Source organism: Streptomyces sp. F001, assembly GCF_004187715.1.
GTDB lineage: Bacteria > Actinomycetota > Actinomycetes > Streptomycetales > Streptomycetaceae > Streptomyces > Streptomyces flavusporus.
This window is the reverse complement of record NZ_QZWF01000008.1, coordinates 146,393-167,044: the sequence shown is the minus strand read 5'-3', so window position 1 is coordinate 167,044 and position 20,652 is coordinate 146,393. Positions and strand designations below refer to the sequence as shown.

The following is a 20,652-nucleotide window of genomic DNA, read 5'->3' as shown; positions in this document are numbered from 1 at the left end:
CCCCGCTGGAGATCCTGTCAGTGGCCGGCGTCCTTCAGCTCTCGGACCAGCCGTGCCGTCACGGGGGTCGGTACGCCGTGGCGTTCGGCCGCGCGGAGCAACGCGCCGCCGATGGCGTCCAGTTCCAGTGGGCGGCCGGCTTCGGCGTCGCGTTGCATGGAGGACTTGGTGCCGGGCGGGAAGGCGTCGTAGCGGGCGAGGGCCTGGCCGGGGTCGGCCGGGCCGCCGCAGGCACGGCTCACCGCGGCCGTCTCCGCCACCAGGGCCGTCAACTCGTCGCGGTGCCGGGAGCGTACGTCGCCCAGGGGGAGGGCGTAACGGGTGGTGAGCAGCGCGAAGGGCGCGAGGAACGACATCTTCGCCCACAGGGCCGCCGCCTCGTCGTCCAGGACGCGGGTGGTGGGGCCGGCGGCCGCGAACGCCGCCGCCAGCGTGTCGAGACGCTCGCGGGGTACGGGGTCGCCGGTCAGATCGACCTCGGCGAAGGGGCTGGTGTGCTCGATCACGCCGGGGGCGACCCGGGTCGACTCCACGCGGATGACGGCCGGGGCGACCTGGTCGGGGCGGTAGCGGGAGCGGAGGAGGGAGGGGTGTTCGACGCCGTTCAGGAAGGGGACGAGCAGGCCGTCGCCCAGGGCGCTGACCGGGACGCGGGCAAGCGCGGCGTCCAGGGCCGTGTGCTTGACGGTGATCAGGCAGACGTCGACCGGTTCGCGCAGCTCGGTGGCCGCTTCGACGTCGGCGGTGAAGTCGCCGAAGCGGGCGCTGCGGACGCGGATGCCGGTGGTGCGCAGGGTGTCGGTGGTGGCCTCGCCGGCCAGGCAGATCACACGGTGCCCGGTGCGGGCGAGGAGGGCGGCGAGCAGGCCTCCCACGCCTCCGGGGCCCAGGACCGCGACGGTGAGCTTGTCGTGTGCCATGGAATATGGCTCCTCTCGGTGGTCGGCCCCGGGGAGGTGGCCGCCTCGGAGTGGATCATTGCAGGCGGGGGTGGGGGAGGGGTATGGCGGATTCGGAGTGTGAGACGGGAGACGTGGGGTGGGGTGTCGGCGGAGACGGCGGTCCGTCCCAGCGGCCCGACTGCCCGCAGCTGCGTCGGCAGTTGTGATGCACTGGACCCATGTGCCGCAGCATCAAGACGCTTCGTCCGCCGGTGTTGCCCGAGGAGGCCACCGAGGCCGAGATTCGGGCCGCCGCCCTGCAGTACGTGCGGAAGGTCTCCGGGTTCCGGGCGCCCGCCGCACACAACCAGGAGGTCTTCGACCGCGCCGTCGATGTGATCGCCGAGGCGACGGCGGAGTTGTTGGCCGGGTTGGAGGTGCGGGGGCAGACGGCTCGGCAGGCAGGTTAGGAGAGGGCGAGGCGGGTTACGCCGTCTCCCCGGGCTCTGGCCGCCGGCGCATCAGGTACGTCGCCGCCGCGCCGGCCGCGAACAGCGCCAGGACGGACACACCCGTGGCGAGCCAGGTCGTGCCCAGCCAGTGGGCGCCGAAGTAGCCGAGGGCGACGCTGTACGTGGCCCAGGCGAGGCCGGCGAGGGCGGACCAGGGGACGAAGTCGCGGGCGCGGCGGTGTGCGGCGCCGGCGGTGAGGGAGACGACCGAGCGGCCGGCGGGCGCGAAGCGGGCGAGGACGACCAGGGCGCCACCACCCCGGGCCAGAGCCATGCCGAGACGTTCCTGCGCGGTGCTCAGGCGGGGTGAGCGGGCGAGCGCGCGGTCCAGTCGGGCGCCGCCGCTCCAGGCCAGGCGGTATGCCACCAGGTCGCCCAGCACGGATGCGGTGGTCGCGCACAGCGTCAGGGCCAGGATGTCGGGGACGTTGTCCGGGACCTGGCCGGTCGCCGCACCGGAGCCCGCGGCCGTCGCGGCCATGATGACCAGCACGCCGCTCGGCAGTACCGGAACGAACACATCGAGGAGAACCGACACAGCGACCATGGCGTAGATCCATGGACTGCCTGTCAGTGACCCCACACTCTCCAGCACCGCGACTCCCGTTGCTCCCCCGTGAGCCATAGAGCGTACGCCTGGGGTGTGACAGAAGGGTCACAGGGGGTTCGTGCGTTCGGTGCCAGAACGACGGCGCCCTCCCTCACCCGCGTGAGAAAGAGCGCCGTATGTACAAGGTTCCGGCAGGATCAGGCCGTCACCGGGGACCGCTCGCCCGCCGGCTTCCCCGCCGTCGTCGAGCGCCCGGCGAACAGCCGGTCCAGGCCGAGGGCGCCGGAGCCGGTGAATATCAGCAGGAACATGGCCCAGCAGTACAGGGCCGCGGCCTCGCCGCCGTTCTGGATCGGCCACAGGGCGCCCGGCTGGTGCACCTTGAAGTACGCGTACGCCATGGCGCCGGACGCGATGAACGCCGCGACGCGGGTGCCGAGGCCGAGCATGACCAGGGCGCCGCCGACGAGCTCGATGACGGCGGCGTACCAGCCGGGCCAGGTGCCCGCGGACACCGTCCCGCCCTGGCCGTCGGCGCCACCGAGGACTCCGAAGAGCTTGGAGGCACCGTGGCAGAAGAAGAGCAGGCCGATCACGATCCGGAACAGGGCGAGGACGTACGGTTGCGCGCTGTTGAGGCGTGCGGTCATTGTGGGGGGCTCCTACGGTCAGGCAGGCCACACGGATGGCCTGCCGGTGACGTAATCGAACGAGAGTCGAGCGTAGGCAGCCCTAATCAATGCTTGCAAGTTCAACAACCTGTCGGTTTGCTGTCGCCCGCGGCTCCGCCGCCGTACGCAGCACGGCCCGAGCCACCCCGTCCGCGTCCGACAACGTGACCGAATCCACCCCGGGCCGGGCCCCCGCCGCCGTCACCCAGTGCACGCCCTCCGTGGGCACCCCGAAGGCGAACCGCCGGGCGTGTGGCTCACCTTGACGGTCCACCAGTCGATAGGGCCGGGGCGTGACGTCCAGCCCTCCCGTTTCGTGACCGTCGACCGTGTGCGGGCGGCACTGTCCGGTCTTCAGCAGCCCGGCCAGCAGGTCGTCGGCGGTCCGGCGCAGGTCGGGCTCCGGCAGCCGGGCCTCGATGAGCGTCGTCACGCGGACCGCCGAGCCCGGTATGTCGGGCGAGTGCGCCACCCACGCCCCGTCCGCGCACCGCACCTCCAGGCGCGGCCCGAGCACCTCCACCACACCCGTCTCCACCAGCGCGGCCAGTTCCTCGATGCGGCGCCGGGGCGGGCCGATGGACAGGAAGGCGTTGAGCGGCGTGTACCAGCGGTCCAGATGGTCCCGGCGGGAGACGCCGGACAGTCCGCCGTGGTCGACGATCAGCCGGATCTCGTTGCGCAGGTCGCGCAGCACGTCCAGGGCGGCCTTGAGCGGGCCGTGCACATTGCCGAGGGCGGCCTGCGCGGCGTCCTCGCGCAGATACGACAGGAGCCAGTCCCGCCACTGACCGGGGCCGTCGAAAGCGCGGCCCGCGTACGGGCGGGAGATCCGTTCCCAGCACCAGCGTTCGGCCGCCGGGACGCCGAACTCGTCGAGCAGACGGGCCTCTTGGGGGCCGCGATGGGGGACGGCGAGATAGTGCTCGGCGAAGTCGGGGCGGCGTAGCAGCGTGGTGTAGTAGACCGTCTCCACCTCCTTCGCCACCAACGGCCATATCTCCGACAGGAAGTCGGGTGCGTCGCCCGAGTCCGCACGTTTGCGGAAGCCCGCGATCACCTCCGGGGTCAGCGCGAGCGGGGTGTGACGGCCGTACGGCCCCTTCGCGTTGTCACCGCGCGCCTGGTACGGGATGCCGCGCCGGGAGCCGGCGTACAGGCGTGGCTCGCGGCCGGAGGGGACATAGCGCAGCCCTGTGCCGGAGGGGAGGAAACGGCCGCCGCGGCCGGTGGTCAACAGGGCCATGTGGTCGAAGAAGTTGAGGCCCAGGCCGCGCAGCAGCACCGGTTCGCCGGGGGAGAGGGCGGACAGGTCCACGTCCGCCGGGTTGGCGGGCGGGATGTGCCGCAGGCCATGACGGTCGGCGTAGGCAGCCTGGCGCCGCTGCTCCGCGTCCGGGGCGGCCGGCAGATGGCCCTGCGTGAGGACGACGGCCGCGAGGCCGGTCAGCGTACGGCCGTTGTCCAGGGCGAGCACCTGACGGCCGTCAGGGCCGTCGTCGAGCCGTGTCGCGCGGGCGGCGTGGGTCTCGACGCGCACCTCGGGCGGGGCCTGCCGCACCGCCTCGGCGAACACCCACTCCAGGTAACGGCCGTACTGCGCCCGGGTCGGATACTCGTCCGGCCCCAGCTCGCCGCCCGCCCACTCGTGCAGGCTGGGCCCCGGTCGGATCGGCCCTGAGCAGTCCACGCTGTCGTCGGTGAACAGGGTCACCTGCGAGGCCACGGTGTTCATCAGCAGCTCGGCCGACTGCGCGGTGCGCCAGACGCGGCCGGGGCCGGGCGGCGCCGGGTCGATCACATGGACCGTCAGCCAGGTGCCGGGCGGGAGGAGTTCACGGGCGGAGGCGCAGAGACGTTCCAGGACGCTGGTGCCGCGCGGCCCGGCACCGACCAGGGCGACGGAAACCGGGGCCGATGGGGACCCCGGTATGGAGGACTCCGATGCGGACTCCGCGGTCGGTGCAGACAAAGCGGTGACTCCCGGGCGTGTGGGGCGCAGAGCGGCGAACCACCCGCAGGAAGCGGACGGTCCGCCTCATCATGCCTTCGGGCGCCACAGAAGCCAACGCGCGTCCCACAGGTCCCGGATGTGCCTCATGCGGTGGTGAGGACCGACTCCTCCACCGTCGTCAGCCGCGCTCCGCCCCGCCCGTCCGCCTTGGCCTGGTCCAGCCGCAGCCGCGCCGAACGGCCCTGCAGCGTCAGCGTCATGAGCTGGTTGCCGAACCACGGGCCACCCGTGCGCCGCCAGTCGATCGGCGGGCGCGGGACACGGCCGTGCCCGGCGATCCGGCGGCCGAGGAAGCGGGCGAAGCCGCTCCAGCCGAAGCGGAAGCCGAGCCGGATCGACAGCGGGATGGAGTTGTGGACGGGGGAGCAGGTGAGCTGGAGGACCCGGGCGTCGGGGCCGGCCGAGGGCCAGACGGGCTCGGCCACGTAGGCGTGGTGCACGTCCCCCGACAGCACGCACACCGTCGCCGGTGCCCCGTCCCCCGAACCCGCCTCGGCGATCAGCGCGGCCAGCGCGTCGAAGGAGCCGGGGAAGGCAGCCCAGTGCTCCAAATCCGCCGCCCGCCGCACCTTCTCCCCGAACCGCGCCCAGCGCTCGCCCTTCTCGCCCCGGCACAGCGCCGCGTTCCACCCCTCCGCGTCGTGCACCAGGTGCGGCAGCAGCCACGGCAGGGAGGTGCCGATCAGGAGATGGTCGTACGAGCCCGGCTCGTCCAGCGCCTGGGTGCGCAGCCACTGAGTCTCGCCCGGGGCGAGCATCGAGCGCGCCTGTTCGTCGAGGACGCGGGCGGCGCGGGTGTCCACCATCAGCAGCCGTACGCGGCCGAAGTCGCGCCGGTAGCTCCAGCGCACGGACGTCGGGTCGGCATCGGCCCTGGCGGCGAAGGCGCGCAGGAGGTCGGTGGCGTCCGGGGTGTCGCGTACGGCGGCGTACAGGGCGTCGGTGGCCAGCTCGGCCGGGGACAGGTTCCCCAGGTGCTGGTGGACCCAGTACGACATCAGGCCGCTCAGCAGGCGTTCGCGCCACCAGTCGGTGGCCCGCATGTCGGCGAGCCAGGCGGCGGAGGTGTTCCAGTCGTCGATGACGTCGTGGTCGTCGAAGATCATGCAACTGGGGACGGTGGACAGCAGCCACCGCACCTCCGGGTCGAGCCAGGATTCGTAGTAGAGGCGGGTGTACTCCTCGTAGTCGGCCACCTCCCGGCCCGGCGGCTCGCTGAGGTCGCGGCGGGCGGCGAGCCAGCGCTGGGTCGCCCGGGAGACCTCGTCGGCGTAGACCTGGTCGCCCAACAGCAGGAGCACGTCGGGTCGTTCGGCCGTGGGGTCGGCCGCGATGCGGGCGGCCAGGGTGTCCAGGGCGTCGGGGCCGACCGGGTCCTTCTCGTCGGCCGGGGGCGCGGCCCAGCGGCAGGAGCCGAAGGCGACGCGGACGGCGTCGCCGGTCACCCCCGTGCGGATCACCGAGGGCGGATACGGGGAGTCCGGCAGCGGCCACACGCGCGTGCCGTCGAGGAACACCTCGTACTCCGTCGCCGTGCCCGCGGTGAGGCCGCCGACCGGCACGAGGGCGTAGTGATGGCCCGCGACCTGGAAGGTGCGGGCCGTACCGCGGGCACCGTCGGCGCAGCGCACTTCGGCGGTGCACGGACGGCTCGCCTCGACCCAGACGGTCGCGGACGAGCCGTCGGCGTACCTCAGCAGTGGACCCAGGCGCAGTCCCGCCACGTGATCACCCTCCTCCGTCGCCCCGTACGGTACGGAACGACGGAGGCCGGTGGCGAGGTTCCGTTCATGAACGCCAGGGAAAGCGGATCAGCAGGGGGCGAGGTAGTTCTGCAGCGCGCTCTTCTCGGCGGAGTCCACCGAGAGGCCGTAGTAGTACTTCACCTGGACCCAGGCGCGCACGTAGGTGCAGCGGTACGAGGAGACCGACGGCATCCAGGTGGCCGGGTCCTGGTCGCCCTTGGCCTGGTTGACGTTGTCCGTGACCGCGAGGAGCTGCGGACGGGTCAGGTCGTTGGCGAAGGACTGGCGCTTGGAGGTGGTCCAGTTGTCGGCACCGGAGTCCCAGGCCTCGGCCAGCGGCACGAGGTGGTCGATGTCGAGGTCAGAGGCGGCGTACCAGGTGGCGCCGTCGTACGGGGAGTACCAGCTGCCGCTGGTGGCGGCGCAGGCGGAGTCGGTGACGACGCCCGAGCCGTCGCGCTTGAGGACGGTCTCGCGGGTGTTGCAGGAGCCGCTGATGGTGATCCAGTGCGGGAAGAGGTCCCGGTTGTAGCCGGTGCGGTCCTCGGTCGCCACGGTGAGCTGGGCGAGGTAGCTGCGGGCGGTGGCGCCGCTGACCGGGGTGGGGAGGGCGGCGGAGGCGGTGGGGGCGTTGAAGAGGGCCACGGAGGCCATGAGGGCGCTGAACGCCGCGACTATGCTCAGCCGTCGACGCGCGTAGAACCTGGGCATGCGAACTCCCTTGGGGATGTGGGGGTGTTGGCGTGCGAGCGAGGGAATGCTCGCGGTGCCGTGTTGCGTACGCGTGTGCGTGCGATGGCAAGTTAGTGACGCGAGCATGACAGGACAAGGTTCAAGACGGAACTTTTCACTCCAGGCGTGTCGCGTACGATGGACGGCGCAGAAGGGGAGTAGCTCTTCGCCGGACCGTCGACATACTGCTCAGCTCGTCTGAGCCGGCGCCCGGAGGCGGGCCTCGAAGGTGAGGCCGGCCAGCGAGACCTTCGGCAAGCAGTGCACACCCGAGCCGTACGGCACGGGTGCCATGTGTGCTGCCGTGCCGAGGTGTCGCTGACGACGTACGACTCTCGGTGGGGCAGCTCCGACCGATTGAGGAACCTTGATCAGCATCACCGTCACGGCGCTCGTCTTCGGCGTCGTCTTCCTCGCCGAACTGCCGGACAAGACTGCACTCGCCGGCCTCGTCCTCGGCACCCGCTACCGCGCTTCCTACGTCTTCGCCGGTGTCGCCGCCGCGTTCGCGCTGCATGTCGCGCTCGCCGTCGCGGCAGGCAGTGTGCTGACGCTGCTGCCGCAACAGGTCGTGCATGCGGTGACCGGTGTGCTCTTCCTGGGGGGCGCCGCGATGCTGCTGTGGAAGAAGGGCGAGGAAGAGGAGGAGATCCGCAAGCCGGAGGACCAGTCCTTCTGGAAGGTCGCCGGGGCCGGGTTCATGCTCATCCTCGTCGCCGAGTTCGGGGATCTCACGCAGATCATGACGGCGAACCTCGCGGCGCGTTACGACGATCCGCTGTCCGTCGGGCTGGGTGCGGTGCTGGCCCTGTGGTCAGTGGCGGGGCTGGGCATTCTCGGTGGAAAGGCGCTGATGAAGCGGGTGCCGCTGGGGCTCATCACCAAGATCGCGGCGTTGCTGATGCTGGGGCTCGGGGTGTGGAGCCTGTGGGAGGCCGCGACCGGCTGAGCTGAACGCCCGATGAACGGTCGTCGAAGACGGTGGCGTCATGCCGGTCTTGTTTTGTACCGTAGAGAAACAAAGTGGTCCCCGCCCGTTTTCCCTGACCGGCGGGCGGGGCCACCTTGTCCCTCCGGGGGCCACCTTGTCCCTTCGAGGGTCACCTTGTGCCTTCGGGGCCACCGCCCCGCACCCGCGTCCTGGAGCTGCCGATGACGGCCACCACCGTGCTCACCGCCCGCGCCCTCCTGCTCGACATGGACGGCACCCTGGTCAACTCCGACGCCGTGGTGGAGCGCATCTGGCGGCGCTGGGCCGAGCGGCACGGGCTGGACGGGGACGAGGTCATGAAGGTCGTCCACGGACGGCAGGGGTACGCGTCGATGGCCGTGCTGCTGCCGGACCGGCCGATGGAGCAGAACCATGCGGACAACGCGCGGATGCTCGCGGAGGAGACGGCGGACATGGACGGCGTCGTGCCGGTGCCGGGGGCTTCGGAGTTTCTGGCGTCCCTGCGGGGGCTTCCGCATGCGCTGGTGACCTCCGCGGACGTTGCGTTGTCCACGGCGCGGATGGCTGCGGCGGGGCTGGGGATGCCTGATGTTCGGGTGACCGCGGAGTCGGTGGGGGCGAGCAAGCCTGATCCGGAGGGTTCCTGAAGGGGCCGCGGAACTGGGGGTGGCGCCTGCGGACTGTCTCGTCTTCGAGGATTCGGGGGCCGGGATTGCGGCGGGGCGGGCGGCTGGGATGCGGGTTGTGGGGGTGGGCCGCGGGCGGGGCTCATCGGCCGGATGTGCTGGTGGCGGATCTGAGGGGTGTGCGGGTGGAGGCGGGGGTTGACGGGGCGATGCGGTGTACGTGGGGTAGTGGCGGACGTCGGGTTTGTGGCTGACGTCTGAGGGTGCGGGGCGCTGGGGCGGGCCGAGGTGGATCGCGCGGCCCGGCGCTGACGGGTGCGCCCGCGCCCACCCTCCCCCACTCTCGGCTTCGCTCGAGCGGGGGACCCCCATCGCCCTGGGGGTCCCCCCCTCTGGGGGAGGCACGACTGTCCGCGGCTCGACGCGGCATGCGCGTGCCCGCGGAAGCGCCTGCGGGCCGACGCTCGGCTTGTCTTATGGTTCCGACGTTTCCGACTCCAGGCGCTCCCTTGTCTTCTCGTCGTAGACCCCCAGTTCGTCCGGCTGTACGCCGCGTGCCCACTGGTAGTTGCGTACGGCTTCCTCCACGCGGTGGTTGTAGTGGCCGTGGGGTTCGTCGTTGTACAGGTACAGCTGGCGCAGGCGGAGTTGGAGTTCGACGACCTCGGGGCCGTCGTCGCCCGGGCCCAGGACGGGGTGTTCTCGGCGGGTTCGGTGTCGGGGCCTCGGGGGCGGTGGCTCGGGTCGTTGTCGCGGTGTGGGTGGGTGTGGCCGACTGGGGCGGGGTCGGGGAGGTGGTCGGCGCGGATCGGGTCGGGGGGACGGGGACGTGCTGGTCGTCGGTGACGGCGTCGTGGATGTCGGTGTCGCCGAGGGTGCGGTCGTGGACGGTGTTCGGGACGCCTCGCTGGTGCGTGCGTCGGGTACGGCCTCCCGTACGTCCTGCGACAGCGCGTCGTCGCGCGACGGCGTCTCGTAGGAGAACAGCCCGCTCGCGAACCCGGCCGCCGCCACGACGGCGACGACGGCGCCGGCCGCCCCGAGCAGTGCCGTACGGCGATGGTTGCGGGGCCGCTCCGGGCCGGCGTCCGGGGTGGGCGCGTCCGGATCCGGGGCCTCGAACAGCCGTAGGTCGGTGACGCTGGGCGTGGGGAGCGCGTCGGGTTCGACGGCGCGCAGGGGCATCGTGACCTCGGCGTCCGGGTGGGCCTGGGACGCCTCCTCCCCGTCGAGGTCCACGTACGGCCGGATGCGCAGCGGATCGAAGTCCTCCGCCGCCGCCTGTTCCGTCGTACGGGCGTCACGCAGCGCGTCGGACGCGCGCCGGCCGCAGGCGCAGGACGGCGTGTTGTCCGCCCCCCTGGGCGCCCCGCACTCCGGGCACTGATGCCTCTTCGGCTCCATTGCGCGTCCGTCCCCTCCCCTCGCGACTCCTCGCGACCCCAGAGATTATGCAGATCTCGTGGAGGTCCTGTTCCCGAAGCCTCCGGAGTCACAGCGGAACCACACCTTCCAAGCGGACTCGACAGGCCATAACCGGGCAGACCACCCACGATGGATGGCGTAACCACGGCAGCCCTCGGGAGGTCTCATGGCGGGGGATACGCGCGGCAGGACGAGGGACGTCCCGGGCTCCGGCGCCCAGGAAGGCGTGCCCGGCGGTGTCCTCGTGTCGCTGGGCGCGCTGCTCCTCGGCATGCTGCTCGCCGCCCTCGACCAGACGATCGTGTCGACCGCGCTGCCGACCATCGTCAGCGACCTCGGCGGTCTGGAGCACCTGTCCTGGGTGGTCACCGCGTATCTGCTGGCGTCGACCGCCGCGACCCCGCTGTGGGGCAAGCTCGGCGACCAGTACGGGCGCAAGCGGCTGTTCCAGACCGCCATCGTGATCTTCCTGGTCGGCTCCGCCCTGTGCGGCATGGCCCAGAACATGCCGCAGCTCATCGCCTTCCGCGGACTCCAGGGCCTGGGCGGCGGCGGGCTGCTGGTGCTCTCGATGGCGATGGTCGGCGACCTCGTGCCGCCCCGCGACCGTGGCCGCTACCAGGGGCTGTTCGGTTCGGTCTTCGGCACGTCGAGTGTTCTGGGGCCGCTGCTCGGCGGGCTGTTCACCGAGCACCTGAGCTGGCGCTGGGTCTTCTACATCAACCTGCCGATCGGCGTCGTCGCGCTCGTCGTGATCGCGACCGTGCTGCACCTGCCGCGCACGGCCACCCGGCACGTCATCGACTACCTGGGCACCTTCCTCATCGCGGCCGTCGCCACCTGCCTGGTGCTGGTCGCCTCCCTCGGCGGCACCACCTGGGCCTGGGGCTCGCCGCAGATCGTCGGGCTCGCGGTGCTCGCCGTCCTGCTCGCCGTGGCGTTCGTGCTGGTCGAGCGGAGGGCGGCGGAACCCGTCCTGCCGCTGAAGCTGTTCCGTATCCGCACCTTCACCCTCACGGCCGCCATCAGCTTCATCATCGGTTTCGCCATGTTCGGCGCGTTGACCTATCTGCCGACCTTCCTGCAGGTCGTCCACGGCATCACGCCGACCTGGTCGGGCGTGCACATGCTGCCGATGGTGCTGGGCCTGCTGCTGGCCTCCACCGCCTCCGGCCAGATCGTCAGCCGCACCGGCCGCTGGAAGGTCTTCCCCATCATGGGCACCGGTGTCACGACCCTCGGTCTGCTCCTGCTCAAGGAACTCGACGAGCACAGCTCCGACGCCGTGATCAGCGGCTGCCTCTTCGTCTTCGGCCTGGGACTCGGCCTGGTCATGCAGGTGCTGGTGCTCATCGTGCAGAACGCCGTCTCGTACCAGGATCTGGGCGTCGCCACCTCCGGCGCGACGTTCTTCCGCTCCATCGGAGCCGCCTTCGGAGTCGCCATCTTCGGCACGATCTTCGCCGGCCGCCTCGACGACGCTCTGGCGTCCGCCTTCCGCGGCGTACAGCTCCCGCCCGGCGTGTCGATCGACTCCCTGGAAGCCGACCCGCGCGGCATCGCCGACCTGCCGCCGGGGCTGCGCCCGCCGGCCCTGCACGCGTACTCCTCGTCCATCACGGACGTCTTCCTGTACGCCGCTCCCGTCGCTCTCCTCGGCTTCGTGCTGGCGTGGTTCCTGAAGGAGGACCGGCTGCGCGGCTCGGTCACGGCACCCGACGTCACCGAGACGCTGGCCAGCAACCCCGTGCACCGGTCGTCGTACGACGAGGTGTGCCGCGCCCTGTCGGTGCTCGGCACCCGCGAGGGCCGGCGCGAGGTCTACCGGAAGATCACCGCACGCGCGGGCTACGACCTGCTGCCGGCGGCGAGCTGGCTGCTGCTGCGGATCAAGCGGTACGGCTCCGTGGAGCCGGGCGTGCTCGCCGAGCGCGCCACCGTCCCGCTGGGCGCCGTCCTGGAGGCCGCCCGGCAGATCGAGGAACGGCGGCTGGCCGTCCGGGAGGGCCTCGACCTCGTCCTCACCGAGCAGGGCCGCGTGGTCGCCGAACGGCTCGCGCACGCCCGTGAGGAGTCCCTGGCCGGGCTGCTCGGCGACTGGTGGGGCCCGGACCGGCCCACCGACCTGGTGCAGCTGGTCAGAGAGCTGAACGAGGAGCTGTGCGGCTCGGACCGGGAGGAGCCGCACGCAGAGCGCCCGGTCACCCGCTCGAGATGAGCCGCTTGCCGAACCAGTGCTCGGCGTACGGGTCGGAGTTGTGTGCCGCGGTCTCCTCGTAACCGAGCCGCGCGTACAGCGCCCGCGCCTCCACCAGGTCGCTCCGCGTGTCGAGGATCATCCGCTCGGCGCCCAGCTCCCGCGCGGCGTCCTCGGCGGCGGCGACGAGCAGCGCCGCCCCGCCCTTTCCGCGCCACTGCGGCAGCAGGAACACGCGCTGGAGCTCGGCGGTCGACGGATCCTCCGTCAGCCGTACGCCCGCGGTGCCGGCGGCTGTGCCGTCGTACCGTGCCACGAGCAGGCATCCCGCGGGCGGGGTGAGGTGGTCGCCCGCGTTCGCCGCGATCTCCCGCTCCAGTTCGGCCGGGTCGGTCCGGCGGCCCCGGTGCAGCAGGTACCAGCGGTCGCTGACCTCCGTGTAGTACGCCCGCCAGAGCGCGGTGGCGTCCGCGGAGTCGACGGGTTCGGGAGCGGCGGTCCAGGTCATGCCGCTCATTGTCGGGAGACGGTGTGCGGGGCCCGCAAGCGAATATGGGTTCGTTTGGGCGGGGGTTGGTGGGCAACCCGGTCAGCGGACCGGCCCGATGAAGGGCCGGTCGGGTCGAGAACCCGGAAGGCATTCATGTCTGGCTGGATCATTGCTCTGATCGTGATTGCGGCGGTGGTCGTCCTCATCGCGGCCGCCCTGGCCCTGCGCGGCCGTGGTGCGACCGGCGGCCGGGACCTGCGGCGACGCTTCGGGCCCGAGTACGACCGGGCCGTGGCCCGGCACGACGGCGACACCAGGGCCGCCGAGCGCGAACTCACCGAACGCCTCGAGCGCCACGGCAACCTGCGGGAACAGCCCCTCGAGTCCGTGCAGCGCGAGCAGTTCGAAGCCCGTTGGACGGCCGCCCAGGAGCGGTTCGTCGACTCGCCGCAGGACGCGGTGAGTGAGGCGGACCGGCTGCTCGCGGAGCTGGCCGGGGCGCGCGGCTTCCCGGACGGCGGGCAGTACGAGGAACAGCTCGCCGCGCTGTCCGTGCACCACGCGGACCACGTGCAGGGCTACCGGCGCGTCCACCGCATCGCACGCGCACAGGTCGGCGGCGCCCAGGAAGGGCGGACGGACGCCGCGCAGGACGGGCCCGCCGCCACCGAGGAGATGCGTGAGGCCATGGTCGAGGCCCGCGCCCTGTTCGACGACCTGGTACGCCCGGCCCGCAAGGACGACGGGCGCCCCGTCGCCGAGCAGAAGACCGGGCGGCCGGCCCACGCCGGTGGCCGCCCGCACCTGCTGTGGGGCTTCAGGCGGCACGCGAAGGGGAGTTGAGGCATGACCGACGTGACACGACCCACGGGCGGCGGCGCGGAAGGCGAGCCCGACCGCACCGGGCGCCGCGAGGACCTCACCGGCCACGAGGCGGCCTCCGCGACGGCCCGCGAGACCGGCGGCACCGGCGGCACCGCGCGCGGTGCGGCGCCCGTCCCGAGCCCTGGTCCCTCGGGACCCGCGGACCCGGCCGCCCCCACGGCTCGTACGGCCCCGCTGCTTCCGCACGACGAGACCGACAAACTGGGACTGCGGATGCAGCAGGCGGTCTCCGGGTTCGTGGACGGCCCGCGGGCCGCCGTCGAAGAGGCGGACCACGTGCTGGAGGAGATCGCCGCCCGCTTCACGGACGCGGTGACCCAGCGGCGCCGTACCCTGCGCAGGTCCTGGCAGTCGACGGACGAGGGCACGCCCGCGACCACCGACACCGAGCAACTCCGTCTGGCCCTGCAGGACTACCGCGAGCTGGCGGAACGGCTGCTGCGCCCCTGACCTTCCAAGAGGCCGCCGTGACCTGCTAAGAGGCCGCCGTCCGGCGCTCCCGCCACTGTCGTACGACATCTTCGACGTCGTACGGCTTCAGACCCAGCGGCGGGCCGGGCGGCGGCTTGAACATCATGTCGCGGATCTTGACGTTGATGTCCTCGACGATCTTGCGCACGGCCCGCTCGGACGGTGCCTTCGCGGCGGCCACAAGGGCGTCCTCCGCCTCCTTGCGCAGGGCGAGCGTCGGCGGCAGGACCGACACGCCCTCGCGGGCCAACTTGCGCTTGATCCACCACTGTTCGTCGTACGTCGCCTCGACGTCTCTCGGCAGTGGCTTGCCCGCGCCCGGCAGATGCGCGAAGTCGCCGCGCGCCTCCGCGTCGCGGATCTGTTTGTCGGTCCAGGACTCGAAGCTCACGCCCGGTGGCTTTCGCTCGGTCATGAGGCCATTGTGCCGGACGCCGTCGCGCCGGGCGATTTATCATTCGGCGGCGGTGGGCCAACCAGTCCGCCGGGCAAGGACGTTGAGCCCCGCGCAGGGACGTGACAAAAGGAGCGCACGTGCTCGAACTCACCATGGCCACCGTTTCCGGGGCGGAGGCGGGCGCCACGGCCGGCATGCTCATGGCCGACGCGCCCAGCGAGCCGGGCGCCGTGCTGCGGGTGGGCCGGGACAAGTCCGTGTGCCGGCTCGCCACGCCCGACGACTGGCTGTTCGTCTCGCGGGTCCATCTGGAGTTCCTGTGCGGCCCGGACGGCAGCTGGCAGGTGACCTGGCTGCGCGGCTCGCAGCCGGACCCGTCCTCCGAGGTCCGGCTGATGGCCGGCGGGTACGCCCAGCCCCTCGCCTACGGCGGTACCGTGCCGTTGCCGCGGGGCGGCAACGGAGAGATCGTCATCCAGGACCGCACCGCGCCGCGCAGCGTCAACGTCGGCTTCTACCACGAGCTCTGAGCGGCGCCGGAGTCCTATGCCAGGACCCGGGCCAGCGCGAAGCCGTCGTAGCCCTTGCTGCCCACCGTCTGGATCGCCGTGCCGCTCAGCCTGGGGTGGGAGCCGATCAGCTCGATGGCGGCGCGGGTGCCCCGGACGTCCGGCTCGGTGCTGGCCGCGTCGGTGACGCGGCCGCCGCGTACGACGTTGTCGACGATGATCAGGCTGCCGGTGCGGGTGAGCCTGAGGGCCCATTCCACGTAGTGGGCGTTGTTGGCCTTGTCGGCGTCGATGAAGACCAGGTCGAAGGGCGGCGGGTTCTCGTCGGCGAGCTGGGGCAGGGACTCCAGCGCCGGGCCGACCCGCACCTCGACGAGCTTGTCGAGGCCCGCGCGGGCGATGTTGCGGGTGGCGACCTCGGCGTGCTTGGCGCTGTACTCCAGCGAGATGAGGCGGCCTTCGGCGGGGAGGGCACGGCCGAGCCAGATGGTGCTGTAGCCGCCGAGCGTGCCGATCTCCAGGATCGTCCGGGCGCCCTGGATCTGGGCGAGGAGTTGGAGCAGCTTGCCCTGGGGGGCCGTGACGTTGACGTGCGGCAGTTCGGCGGCCTCGCTGTCGCGCAGGGCGGCCTGGAGGGGCTCGTCGTCGGGGGAGAGATGGGTACGGAAGTAGTCGTCCACGGCGTCCCAGGTCTGCGACTCGCTCATGCGCTCTGCCTCTCGTGTGCGAAGCGGTTCCGTAATTAGAGCCTCTAACTAGTTGCCCTAACGAAGGTAGTCGCCACGGGGTTCCACGACGAAAGCGGCACGCCGACGGCCGTCAGCCCGCGGGCATGCGTGCCTCCCCCAGAGGGGGGACCCCCAGGGCGGCACGGGTGGGCGCGGGCGGCACCCCGTCGGCGCCGGGCTGCGCGACCCACCTCGGCCAGCTCCCACGCCGGGCGCCTGGAAAGCGGCGGCTCGTTACCGTACGCACGGGCGGTACCCGGTAGCGCGGGTTGCGCAACCCGCGCTACCGGGTACCGCAGCCGCACGTCAGCGCCCAACCGCCTCCGCCGGCTCCAGAGCCGGTGCCGAGCCCGGCAGCGGGCGCCCCGCCGATTCCGTCATGAACCACACCGCGACACCGCCGATCACAGCCGCCGCCATCATGTAGTACGCGGGCATCATCATGTCGCCGGTCGCGCCGATCAGCGCCGTGACCACCAGCGGCGTCGTACCGCCGAAGAGGGAGACCGAGATGTTGAAGCCGATGGAGAGGGAGCCGTAGCGGACCCGGGTCGGGAACAGGGCGGGCAGGGCGGAGGGCATCGCCGCCGTGAAGCAGACCAGCAGCAGACCCAGGGCGCCCATGCCCAGAGCAATAGCGGCGAGGCTGCCCTGGCGGATCAGCAGCAGCGCGGGGACGGACAGGGCCAGGAAGCCCGCGCAGCCCGCCGCGATCACGGGGCGGCGGCCGATGCGGTCGGTCAGGGCGCCGGTGAAGGGCTGGGCGATCATCATCAGCGCCATCACGCCCAGGACGACCAGCAGACCGTGCGTCTCGTCGTAGTGGAGCTCGCTCGTGAGGTAGCTCGGCATGTACGACAGCAGCATGTAGTCGGTGACGTTGAAGACCAGCACCAGGCCCATGCAGAGCAGCAGGGCCCTCCACTGGCCGGAGACCATCTCGCGCAGCGGCACCTTCGGCCGGGCCGACTCCGCCTTCTCGACCTCCGCCGCGAAGGCCGGGGTCTCCTCCAGACGCATCCGCAGGTACAGGCCGATGAGGCCCATCGGGCCCGCGATCAGGAACGGGACCCGCCAGCCCCAGGACAGCAGGTCCTCGGAGGACAGGAGGGCGGTCATGAGGGTGACCAGGCCCGCACCGCCGATGTAGCCGGCGAGCGTGCCGAACTCCAGCCAGCTGCCGAGGAAGCCGCGCCGCCGGTCGGGTGCGTACTCGGCGATGAAGGTGGACGCGCCCGCGTACTCGCCGCCGGTGGAGAAGCCCTGCACGAGGCGGGCGGCCAGCAGCAGGATCGGCGCGCCGACGCCGATCGCCGCGTACGACGGGATCAGGCCGATGGCGAACGTGCCGATCGCCATCATGATCATGGTGAGGGCGAGGACCTTCTGGCGGCCGATACGGTCGCCCAGCGGGCCGAAGACCATGCCGCCCAGCGGACGGACCAGGAAGGCCGCGGCGAAGGCGCCGAACGTGGACAGCAGCTGAGCCGTTGCGTTGCCCGTGGGGAAGAAGACCTTGCCCAGGGTCACAGCGATGTAGCTGTAGACGCCGAAGTCGAACCACTCCATGGCGTTGCCGAGCGCGGCCGCCTTCACGGCGCGCTTCACGAGGGCCGGGTCGGTGACGGTGACGTCCGCGGCGGGGGCGGTGGTCGGGGACGGATGCGGGGCGGCGACTGTGACGGTCGTCAAAACTTCGCTCGCCTACCTTTCGACGGGGACAGGGGCGGGCCCGTCCGGCGTCGACGGCGGCAGGCCAAAAAGCGACCATAGGGTCACTTGTCCTGATTACGTACCGTGGTCGTTTCGCTGTATGGGGTAGGTAAAAGCCGTATGTCCAGGAGCGTCGGCCCGCCCCGGAACCCGTCATTCCGGCGCCGACTGTGATCCATCTCGCGCCCGATGGAGGCAACCCGACCCCCCTCCGACTATCGTCTTCCGGACAAAAGGAGAGCGGACGTCAGGTGAAGCGGGGGTTGCCTGCGTCCCCCCCTTCGGGGGTGGTGCGAGCCTCATGAGGATCGCAAAGGGACCCATGCGTGGGACACGTGGGACGAACGGGGCGGGAGGGCCGCGAGGCGTGGCGAATGCGGAGCGCACCGGGAGACCGGGGGGAGCCTTCGGGGCGGCGGCCGTCGGCACGGCCGGGGCACGGCAGCGCGCGGCGCGGCTGGGACTGTGGCTGGTCGCCGCGATCCTCGCCGTACGGCAGCTGGCCGTCGTCCTCAGCACGCCCAGGGGAGAGCGGCTGACGGACCTGGAGACCTGGGTCGGCCCGGACGGTGTGCTGCACGTGGAGGGCTCGCTGTACGACTCCACGCGCTTCACCGGCACCCCCTTCGGCGGCCTCGTCCTCAAACCCCTCACCCGTTCCGCAGAACAGACACTCGGCTGGGGCTGGACCTTCGGCACGCTGCTGCTCGTCGTCGCGCTCGGCCTGGTCGCCGCGCGCGCCCTGCCGCAGCCGGTGAGCCGCCGCAGCTCGCTGTTCGCCGCACCCGTGGCGATCTGCCTGCTGATGCTGTCGCTGCCGGTGCGCAACGCCTTCTGGCTCGGCCAGACCAGCATCATCCCCGTCCTGCTCGTCCTGCTCGGCTGCTTCGCCGTACGCGGAGAGCGGGCCGGCGGCGCCCTGATCGGTGTCGCCGCCGCCTTCCAGCCGACCGTGCTGCTGTTCGCCCCGCTGCTGTGGTTCACCGGCCGCCGCAACGCCGCCGCCTGGCTCGGCGCGACCTTCGCCGCCTGCACCGCGCTCGCCTGGGCGGCGATGCCGCACGACTCGTACACCTACTGGGTGCACCACCTGGCCGGCGTCGGTCTCGGCGGCCGGGCCGACGATCTCGCCAACCAGTCCCTGCACGGCGCCCTGCTTCGCCTGGGCCTGTCCGGCCCGCTGGAGATCGCTGTCTTCCTGGTGCTGGGCGCCGGGATCGCCGCCCTCGGCCTGCGCCGCGCCGTCCGCTACGCCCACGACGGGCAGCTCCTGCTCGCCGTCGCGATCACGGGCTGCGCGGCGATAGTGGTCTCTCCCACCGCCTGGCAGCACCAGCTCCTCTGGGTCCTCCTCGCGGTCGTCGGCCGGGTCGGCAAACGGGCCTCCGACCGGCTGGTGTGGCCGGTGGCCGTGGTCGTGGTCATGACACTCCCGGCGAAGATGATCCTGCCGAACATGGCCGCCCTCCACCCGCTGCGCGACAACGTCGTCCTGCTCGCGGCGATCGCCGCCGCCACGGTCGTACCGTTCCTGTCGCGTACGTCGCCGTACTACCGCTCCCCGATCCCCACCCAGTACGCGCCGCCGGTCCCGGCCCGCTGGCAGCGCATCCCGCTGCTGCCGTTCCTGCGCCGGGTGCTCGGCCGCCCGAACCTCCTGCTGGAACTGCTCCTCATACGCGTCACCTACGCCGCGTACTCCCAGGTCCGGCTGGCGGCGACGGGCGGCACGATCTCCGGGGGCAGGGAGCGTGCCGAGCACCACGGCGAGCAGATCCTCTCGCTGGAGCGGATCCTGCACCTCGACATCGAACGCTGGGCCAACCACGCGGTCGTCAAGATCGACTGGCTGCGGCAGTTCTTCGACTTCTACTACACGTCCTTCCACTTCGTCGTCCCGCTGACCGTCCTCGGCGTCCTCTACTGGCGCCGCCCGGTCGACTACCGCTGGGGCCGCTCGACCCTGGGCCTGACCACACTCCTCGCACTCGTCGGCTTCTGGGCCTACCCCCTCGCCCCGCCCCGCCTGATGCCGGACCACGGCATCATCGACACGGTCCACGGCGTCCAGGACTTCTCCCAGCCGGACTACGGCACCCTGACAGCGCTCACCAACCAGTACGCCGCGATGCCGTCACTGCACTTCGGATGGTCGCTGTGGTGCGGGGTCGTGATCGCGATCGTCGCGCCGAAGGGGTGGATGAAGGCCCTGGGCCTGCTGCACCCCTTCTTCACGCTCTCGGCGATCGTCGCGACCGGCAACCACTGGGTTCTGGACGCGGTGGGCGGCGCCCTGGTCGTGGGCGCCGGGTTCGGCCTGGCATACGTGTTCCAGGGGCCGCGGGCGCGGACAACGGTCGCGGTGGCAGAGGCCGATGCGGAGCCTGTGGCAGAGGTGAAGCACCCCGCCGTGAGCTGATGGCTGGTGCCACCCGCGGTTGTGTGACCGAAGGGGCTTTACGCCGGCCTGCCGACGTGATCAGCTTCGCCCTGTCATGAACATAGCGGCCTCGGGGAGGGGCCGGGGATGGGGAGGGTGCGCAGTGCGGGGCACGGGAGGTGATCAGGGACGGGCTGGACGGACCGGAGTCGTGGGCATGCTCATCATCGGCGGTGTCCTGGCTGGGGGCGCTGCGTGGGGCGCCGTGGAGTTCGCCCGCAGCGTCGAAGCGGACTACGCCGCCACTGCGGCGGGCTCGCCACCGTCACCGTCGGCGACACCCATCGGGGAACGCCTGAACGGGAACGAGGAAGCCGCGCTGGGGCAGGTGGTGGCCTCCCTGAAGAATCCCGGCATCCGCGTGCACAAGGCCGTGTGGGAAGACCGGGAGATGCGCACGGCACGACTGCCGGTGGTGGTGACCAACACCGACACCACTCCCCGGCGGATCCGCGCCCAGCTGCTGGTGTTCGCCAGCCCCGACGGACATGAGGTGAACCTCTACGACGGGATCATCGACTCCGGGGAAGAGATCGCGCCTGGGAAGTCGCTGGTGGAAGATGTGACCGTGGACAGTGTCCGCGCGATCGGCCAGAACGACCTGCGGGTCGAGCTGCGGCCGATCGCCGACCGGACGTAGAGCAGCAGGGGGCCGTCCCGCCACATGGTTGCGGGTCGCATCCCGCCCCGCCACCAGCCGTGCCCCGGTCGGCT

The 20,652-nt window shown here is 71.8% G+C and carries 19 protein-coding genes and 1 pseudogene; 9 read left to right on the top strand and 11 right to left on the bottom strand.

Features of this window, described 5'->3' with window-relative positions; all coding sequences use genetic code 11:
- Positions 1 to 17: 17 nt before the first annotated feature.
- A complete protein-coding gene (locus StrepF001_RS27135) occupies positions 18 to 920 on the bottom strand; it encodes a 2-dehydropantoate 2-reductase (protein ID WP_129800845.1) in 903 nt (300 codons plus the stop codon).
- A gap of 200 nt (positions 921 to 1,120) precedes the next feature.
- On the opposite strand from StrepF001_RS27135, the gene StrepF001_RS27130 reads away from it, so the two are divergent.
- On the top strand, positions 1,121 to 1,351 hold the full coding sequence (locus tag StrepF001_RS27130) for a DUF2277 domain-containing protein (protein WP_129800844.1): 231 nt from the start codon (positions 1,121 to 1,123) through the stop codon (positions 1,349 to 1,351).
- Between the two features lie 16 nt (positions 1,352 to 1,367).
- On the opposite strand, the gene StrepF001_RS27125 is transcribed toward StrepF001_RS27130, so the two are convergent.
- From StrepF001_RS27125 to StrepF001_RS27105, 5 genes are all read right to left on the bottom strand, one after another.
- On the bottom strand, positions 1,368 to 1,988 hold the full coding sequence (locus StrepF001_RS27125; RefSeq protein WP_165396379.1) for a VTT domain-containing protein: 621 nt from the start codon (positions 1,986 to 1,988) through the stop codon (positions 1,368 to 1,370).
- Between the two features lie 152 nt (positions 1,989 to 2,140).
- Positions 2,141 to 2,593 (bottom strand): DoxX family protein, encoded by a 453-nt coding sequence (locus tag StrepF001_RS27120; RefSeq protein ID WP_129800842.1) that lies wholly within the window; start codon positions 2,591 to 2,593, stop codon positions 2,141 to 2,143.
- An 82-nt stretch (positions 2,594 to 2,675) separates the two neighbouring features.
- Positions 2,676 to 4,586 carry an FAD/NAD(P)-binding protein gene (locus StrepF001_RS27115; protein WP_240797697.1) on the bottom strand — a complete coding sequence of 637 codons (1,911 nt, stop codon included), beginning with the start codon at positions 4,584 to 4,586 and terminating at the stop codon, positions 2,676 to 2,678.
- A gap of 125 nt (positions 4,587 to 4,711) precedes the next feature.
- Positions 4,712 to 6,352, bottom strand: a complete 1,641-nt coding sequence (locus StrepF001_RS27110) for an alkaline phosphatase D family protein (RefSeq protein WP_129800841.1) — start codon at positions 6,350 to 6,352, stop codon at positions 4,712 to 4,714.
- 87 nt (positions 6,353 to 6,439) lie between these two features.
- Positions 6,440 to 7,084 (bottom strand): HNH endonuclease family protein, encoded by a 645-nt coding sequence (locus StrepF001_RS27105; protein ID WP_129800840.1) that lies wholly within the window; start codon positions 7,082 to 7,084, stop codon positions 6,440 to 6,442.
- A gap of 388 nt (positions 7,085 to 7,472) precedes the next feature.
- On the opposite strand from StrepF001_RS27105, the gene StrepF001_RS27100 reads away from it, so the two are divergent.
- Positions 7,473 to 8,054, top strand: coding sequence for a TMEM165/GDT1 family protein (locus StrepF001_RS27100; protein WP_129800839.1), 582 nt, complete (start codon positions 7,473 to 7,475; stop codon positions 8,052 to 8,054).
- 203 nt (positions 8,055 to 8,257) lie between these two features.
- Positions 8,258 to 8,937: pseudogene (locus tag StrepF001_RS27095) on the top strand (HAD-IA family hydrolase).
- Between the two features lie 220 nt (positions 8,938 to 9,157).
- On the opposite strand, the gene StrepF001_RS27090 reads toward StrepF001_RS27095, so the two are convergent.
- On the bottom strand, positions 9,158 to 10,087 hold the full coding sequence (locus tag StrepF001_RS27090; protein WP_129800838.1) for a peptidoglycan-binding protein: 930 nt from the start codon (positions 10,085 to 10,087) through the stop codon (positions 9,158 to 9,160).
- A 187-nt stretch (positions 10,088 to 10,274) separates the two neighbouring features.
- On the opposite strand from StrepF001_RS27090, the gene StrepF001_RS27085 reads away from it, so the two are divergent.
- Entirely contained in the window at positions 10,275 to 12,326 is a 2,052-nt protein-coding gene (locus StrepF001_RS27085) for an MFS transporter (protein WP_129800837.1), read from the top strand.
- On the opposite strand, the gene StrepF001_RS27080 is transcribed toward StrepF001_RS27085, so the two are convergent.
- Positions 12,310 to 12,813, bottom strand: a complete 504-nt coding sequence (locus tag StrepF001_RS27080) for a GNAT family N-acetyltransferase (RefSeq protein ID WP_206306952.1) — start codon at positions 12,811 to 12,813, stop codon at positions 12,310 to 12,312. The genes StrepF001_RS27085 and StrepF001_RS27080 overlap by 17 nt on opposite strands.
- A 135-nt stretch (positions 12,814 to 12,948) precedes the next feature.
- On the opposite strand from StrepF001_RS27080, the gene StrepF001_RS27075 reads away from it, so the two are divergent.
- Both StrepF001_RS27075 and StrepF001_RS48315 read left to right on the top strand, forming a co-directional pair.
- Positions 12,949 to 13,638 carry a hypothetical protein gene (locus StrepF001_RS27075; RefSeq protein ID WP_129800835.1) on the top strand — a complete coding sequence of 230 codons (690 nt, stop codon included), beginning with the start codon at positions 12,949 to 12,951 and terminating at the stop codon, positions 13,636 to 13,638.
- Positions 13,639 to 13,641: 3 nt separating this feature from the next.
- A complete protein-coding gene (locus StrepF001_RS48315) occupies positions 13,642 to 14,130 on the top strand; it encodes a hypothetical protein (RefSeq protein ID WP_240797696.1) in 489 nt (162 codons plus the stop codon).
- Between the two features lie 25 nt (positions 14,131 to 14,155).
- Here StrepF001_RS48315 and StrepF001_RS27065 read toward each other — a convergent pair whose 3' ends face one another.
- Positions 14,156 to 14,566 carry a DUF1992 domain-containing protein gene (locus StrepF001_RS27065; protein WP_129800834.1) on the bottom strand — a complete coding sequence of 137 codons (411 nt, stop codon included), beginning with the start codon at positions 14,564 to 14,566 and terminating at the stop codon, positions 14,156 to 14,158.
- A 119-nt stretch (positions 14,567 to 14,685) separates the two neighbouring features.
- On the opposite strand from StrepF001_RS27065, the gene StrepF001_RS27060 reads away from it, so the two are divergent.
- A complete protein-coding gene (locus StrepF001_RS27060) occupies positions 14,686 to 15,078 on the top strand; it encodes an FHA domain-containing protein (protein WP_129800833.1) in 393 nt (130 codons plus the stop codon).
- Between the two features lie 14 nt (positions 15,079 to 15,092).
- On the opposite strand, the gene StrepF001_RS27055 is transcribed toward StrepF001_RS27060, so the two are convergent.
- Complete coding sequence (locus tag StrepF001_RS27055) at positions 15,093 to 15,764, bottom strand: O-methyltransferase (protein WP_129800832.1); 672 nt, start codon at positions 15,762 to 15,764, stop codon at positions 15,093 to 15,095.
- A gap of 327 nt (positions 15,765 to 16,091) precedes the next feature.
- On the bottom strand, positions 16,092 to 17,477 hold the full coding sequence (gene proP / locus StrepF001_RS27050; RefSeq protein ID WP_129800831.1) for a glycine betaine/L-proline transporter ProP: 1,386 nt from the start codon (positions 17,475 to 17,477) through the stop codon (positions 16,092 to 16,094).
- A gap of 388 nt (positions 17,478 to 17,865) precedes the next feature.
- On the opposite strand from proP, the gene StrepF001_RS27045 reads away from it, so the two are divergent.
- Positions 17,866 to 19,917 (top strand): bifunctional glycosyltransferase 87/phosphatase PAP2 family protein, encoded by a 2,052-nt coding sequence (locus tag StrepF001_RS27045; protein WP_165396378.1) that lies wholly within the window; start codon positions 17,866 to 17,868, stop codon positions 19,915 to 19,917.
- Between the two features lie 172 nt (positions 19,918 to 20,089).
- Entirely contained in the window at positions 20,090 to 20,578 is a 489-nt protein-coding gene (locus StrepF001_RS27040) for a hypothetical protein (protein ID WP_129800829.1), read from the top strand.
- The last annotated feature ends 74 nt before the right edge of the window (positions 20,579 to 20,652 follow it).

Bases quoted from the DNA above. Each gene is read 5' to 3' on its own strand.
- StrepF001_RS27135 (WP_129800845.1), bottom strand. From the start codon at position 920: ATGGCACACGACAAGCTCACCGTCGCGGTCCTGGGCCCCGGAGGCGTG.
- StrepF001_RS27130 (WP_129800844.1), top strand. From the start codon at position 1,121: ATGTGCCGCAGCATCAAGACGCTTCGTCCGCCGGTGTTGCCCGAGGAG.
- StrepF001_RS27120 (WP_129800842.1), bottom strand. From the start codon at position 2,593: ATGACCGCACGCCTCAACAGCGCGCAACCGTACGTCCTCGCCCTGTTC.
- StrepF001_RS27105 (WP_129800840.1), bottom strand. From the start codon at position 7,084: ATGCCCAGGTTCTACGCGCGTCGACGGCTGAGCATAGTCGCGGCGTTC.
- StrepF001_RS27090 (WP_129800838.1), bottom strand. From the start codon at position 10,087: ATGGAGCCGAAGAGGCATCAGTGCCCGGAGTGCGGGGCGCCCAGGGGG.
- StrepF001_RS27085 (WP_129800837.1), top strand. From the start codon at position 10,275: ATGGCGGGGGATACGCGCGGCAGGACGAGGGACGTCCCGGGCTCCGGC.
- StrepF001_RS27080 (WP_206306952.1), bottom strand. From the start codon at position 12,813: ATGACCTGGACCGCCGCTCCCGAACCCGTCGACTCCGCGGACGCCACC.
- StrepF001_RS27075 (WP_129800835.1), top strand. From the start codon at position 12,949: ATGTCTGGCTGGATCATTGCTCTGATCGTGATTGCGGCGGTGGTCGTC.
- StrepF001_RS48315 (WP_240797696.1), top strand. From the start codon at position 13,642: ATGACCGACGTGACACGACCCACGGGCGGCGGCGCGGAAGGCGAGCCC.
- StrepF001_RS27065 (WP_129800834.1), bottom strand. From the start codon at position 14,566: ATGACCGAGCGAAAGCCACCGGGCGTGAGCTTCGAGTCCTGGACCGAC.
- StrepF001_RS27055 (WP_129800832.1), bottom strand. From the start codon at position 15,764: ATGAGCGAGTCGCAGACCTGGGACGCCGTGGACGACTACTTCCGTACC.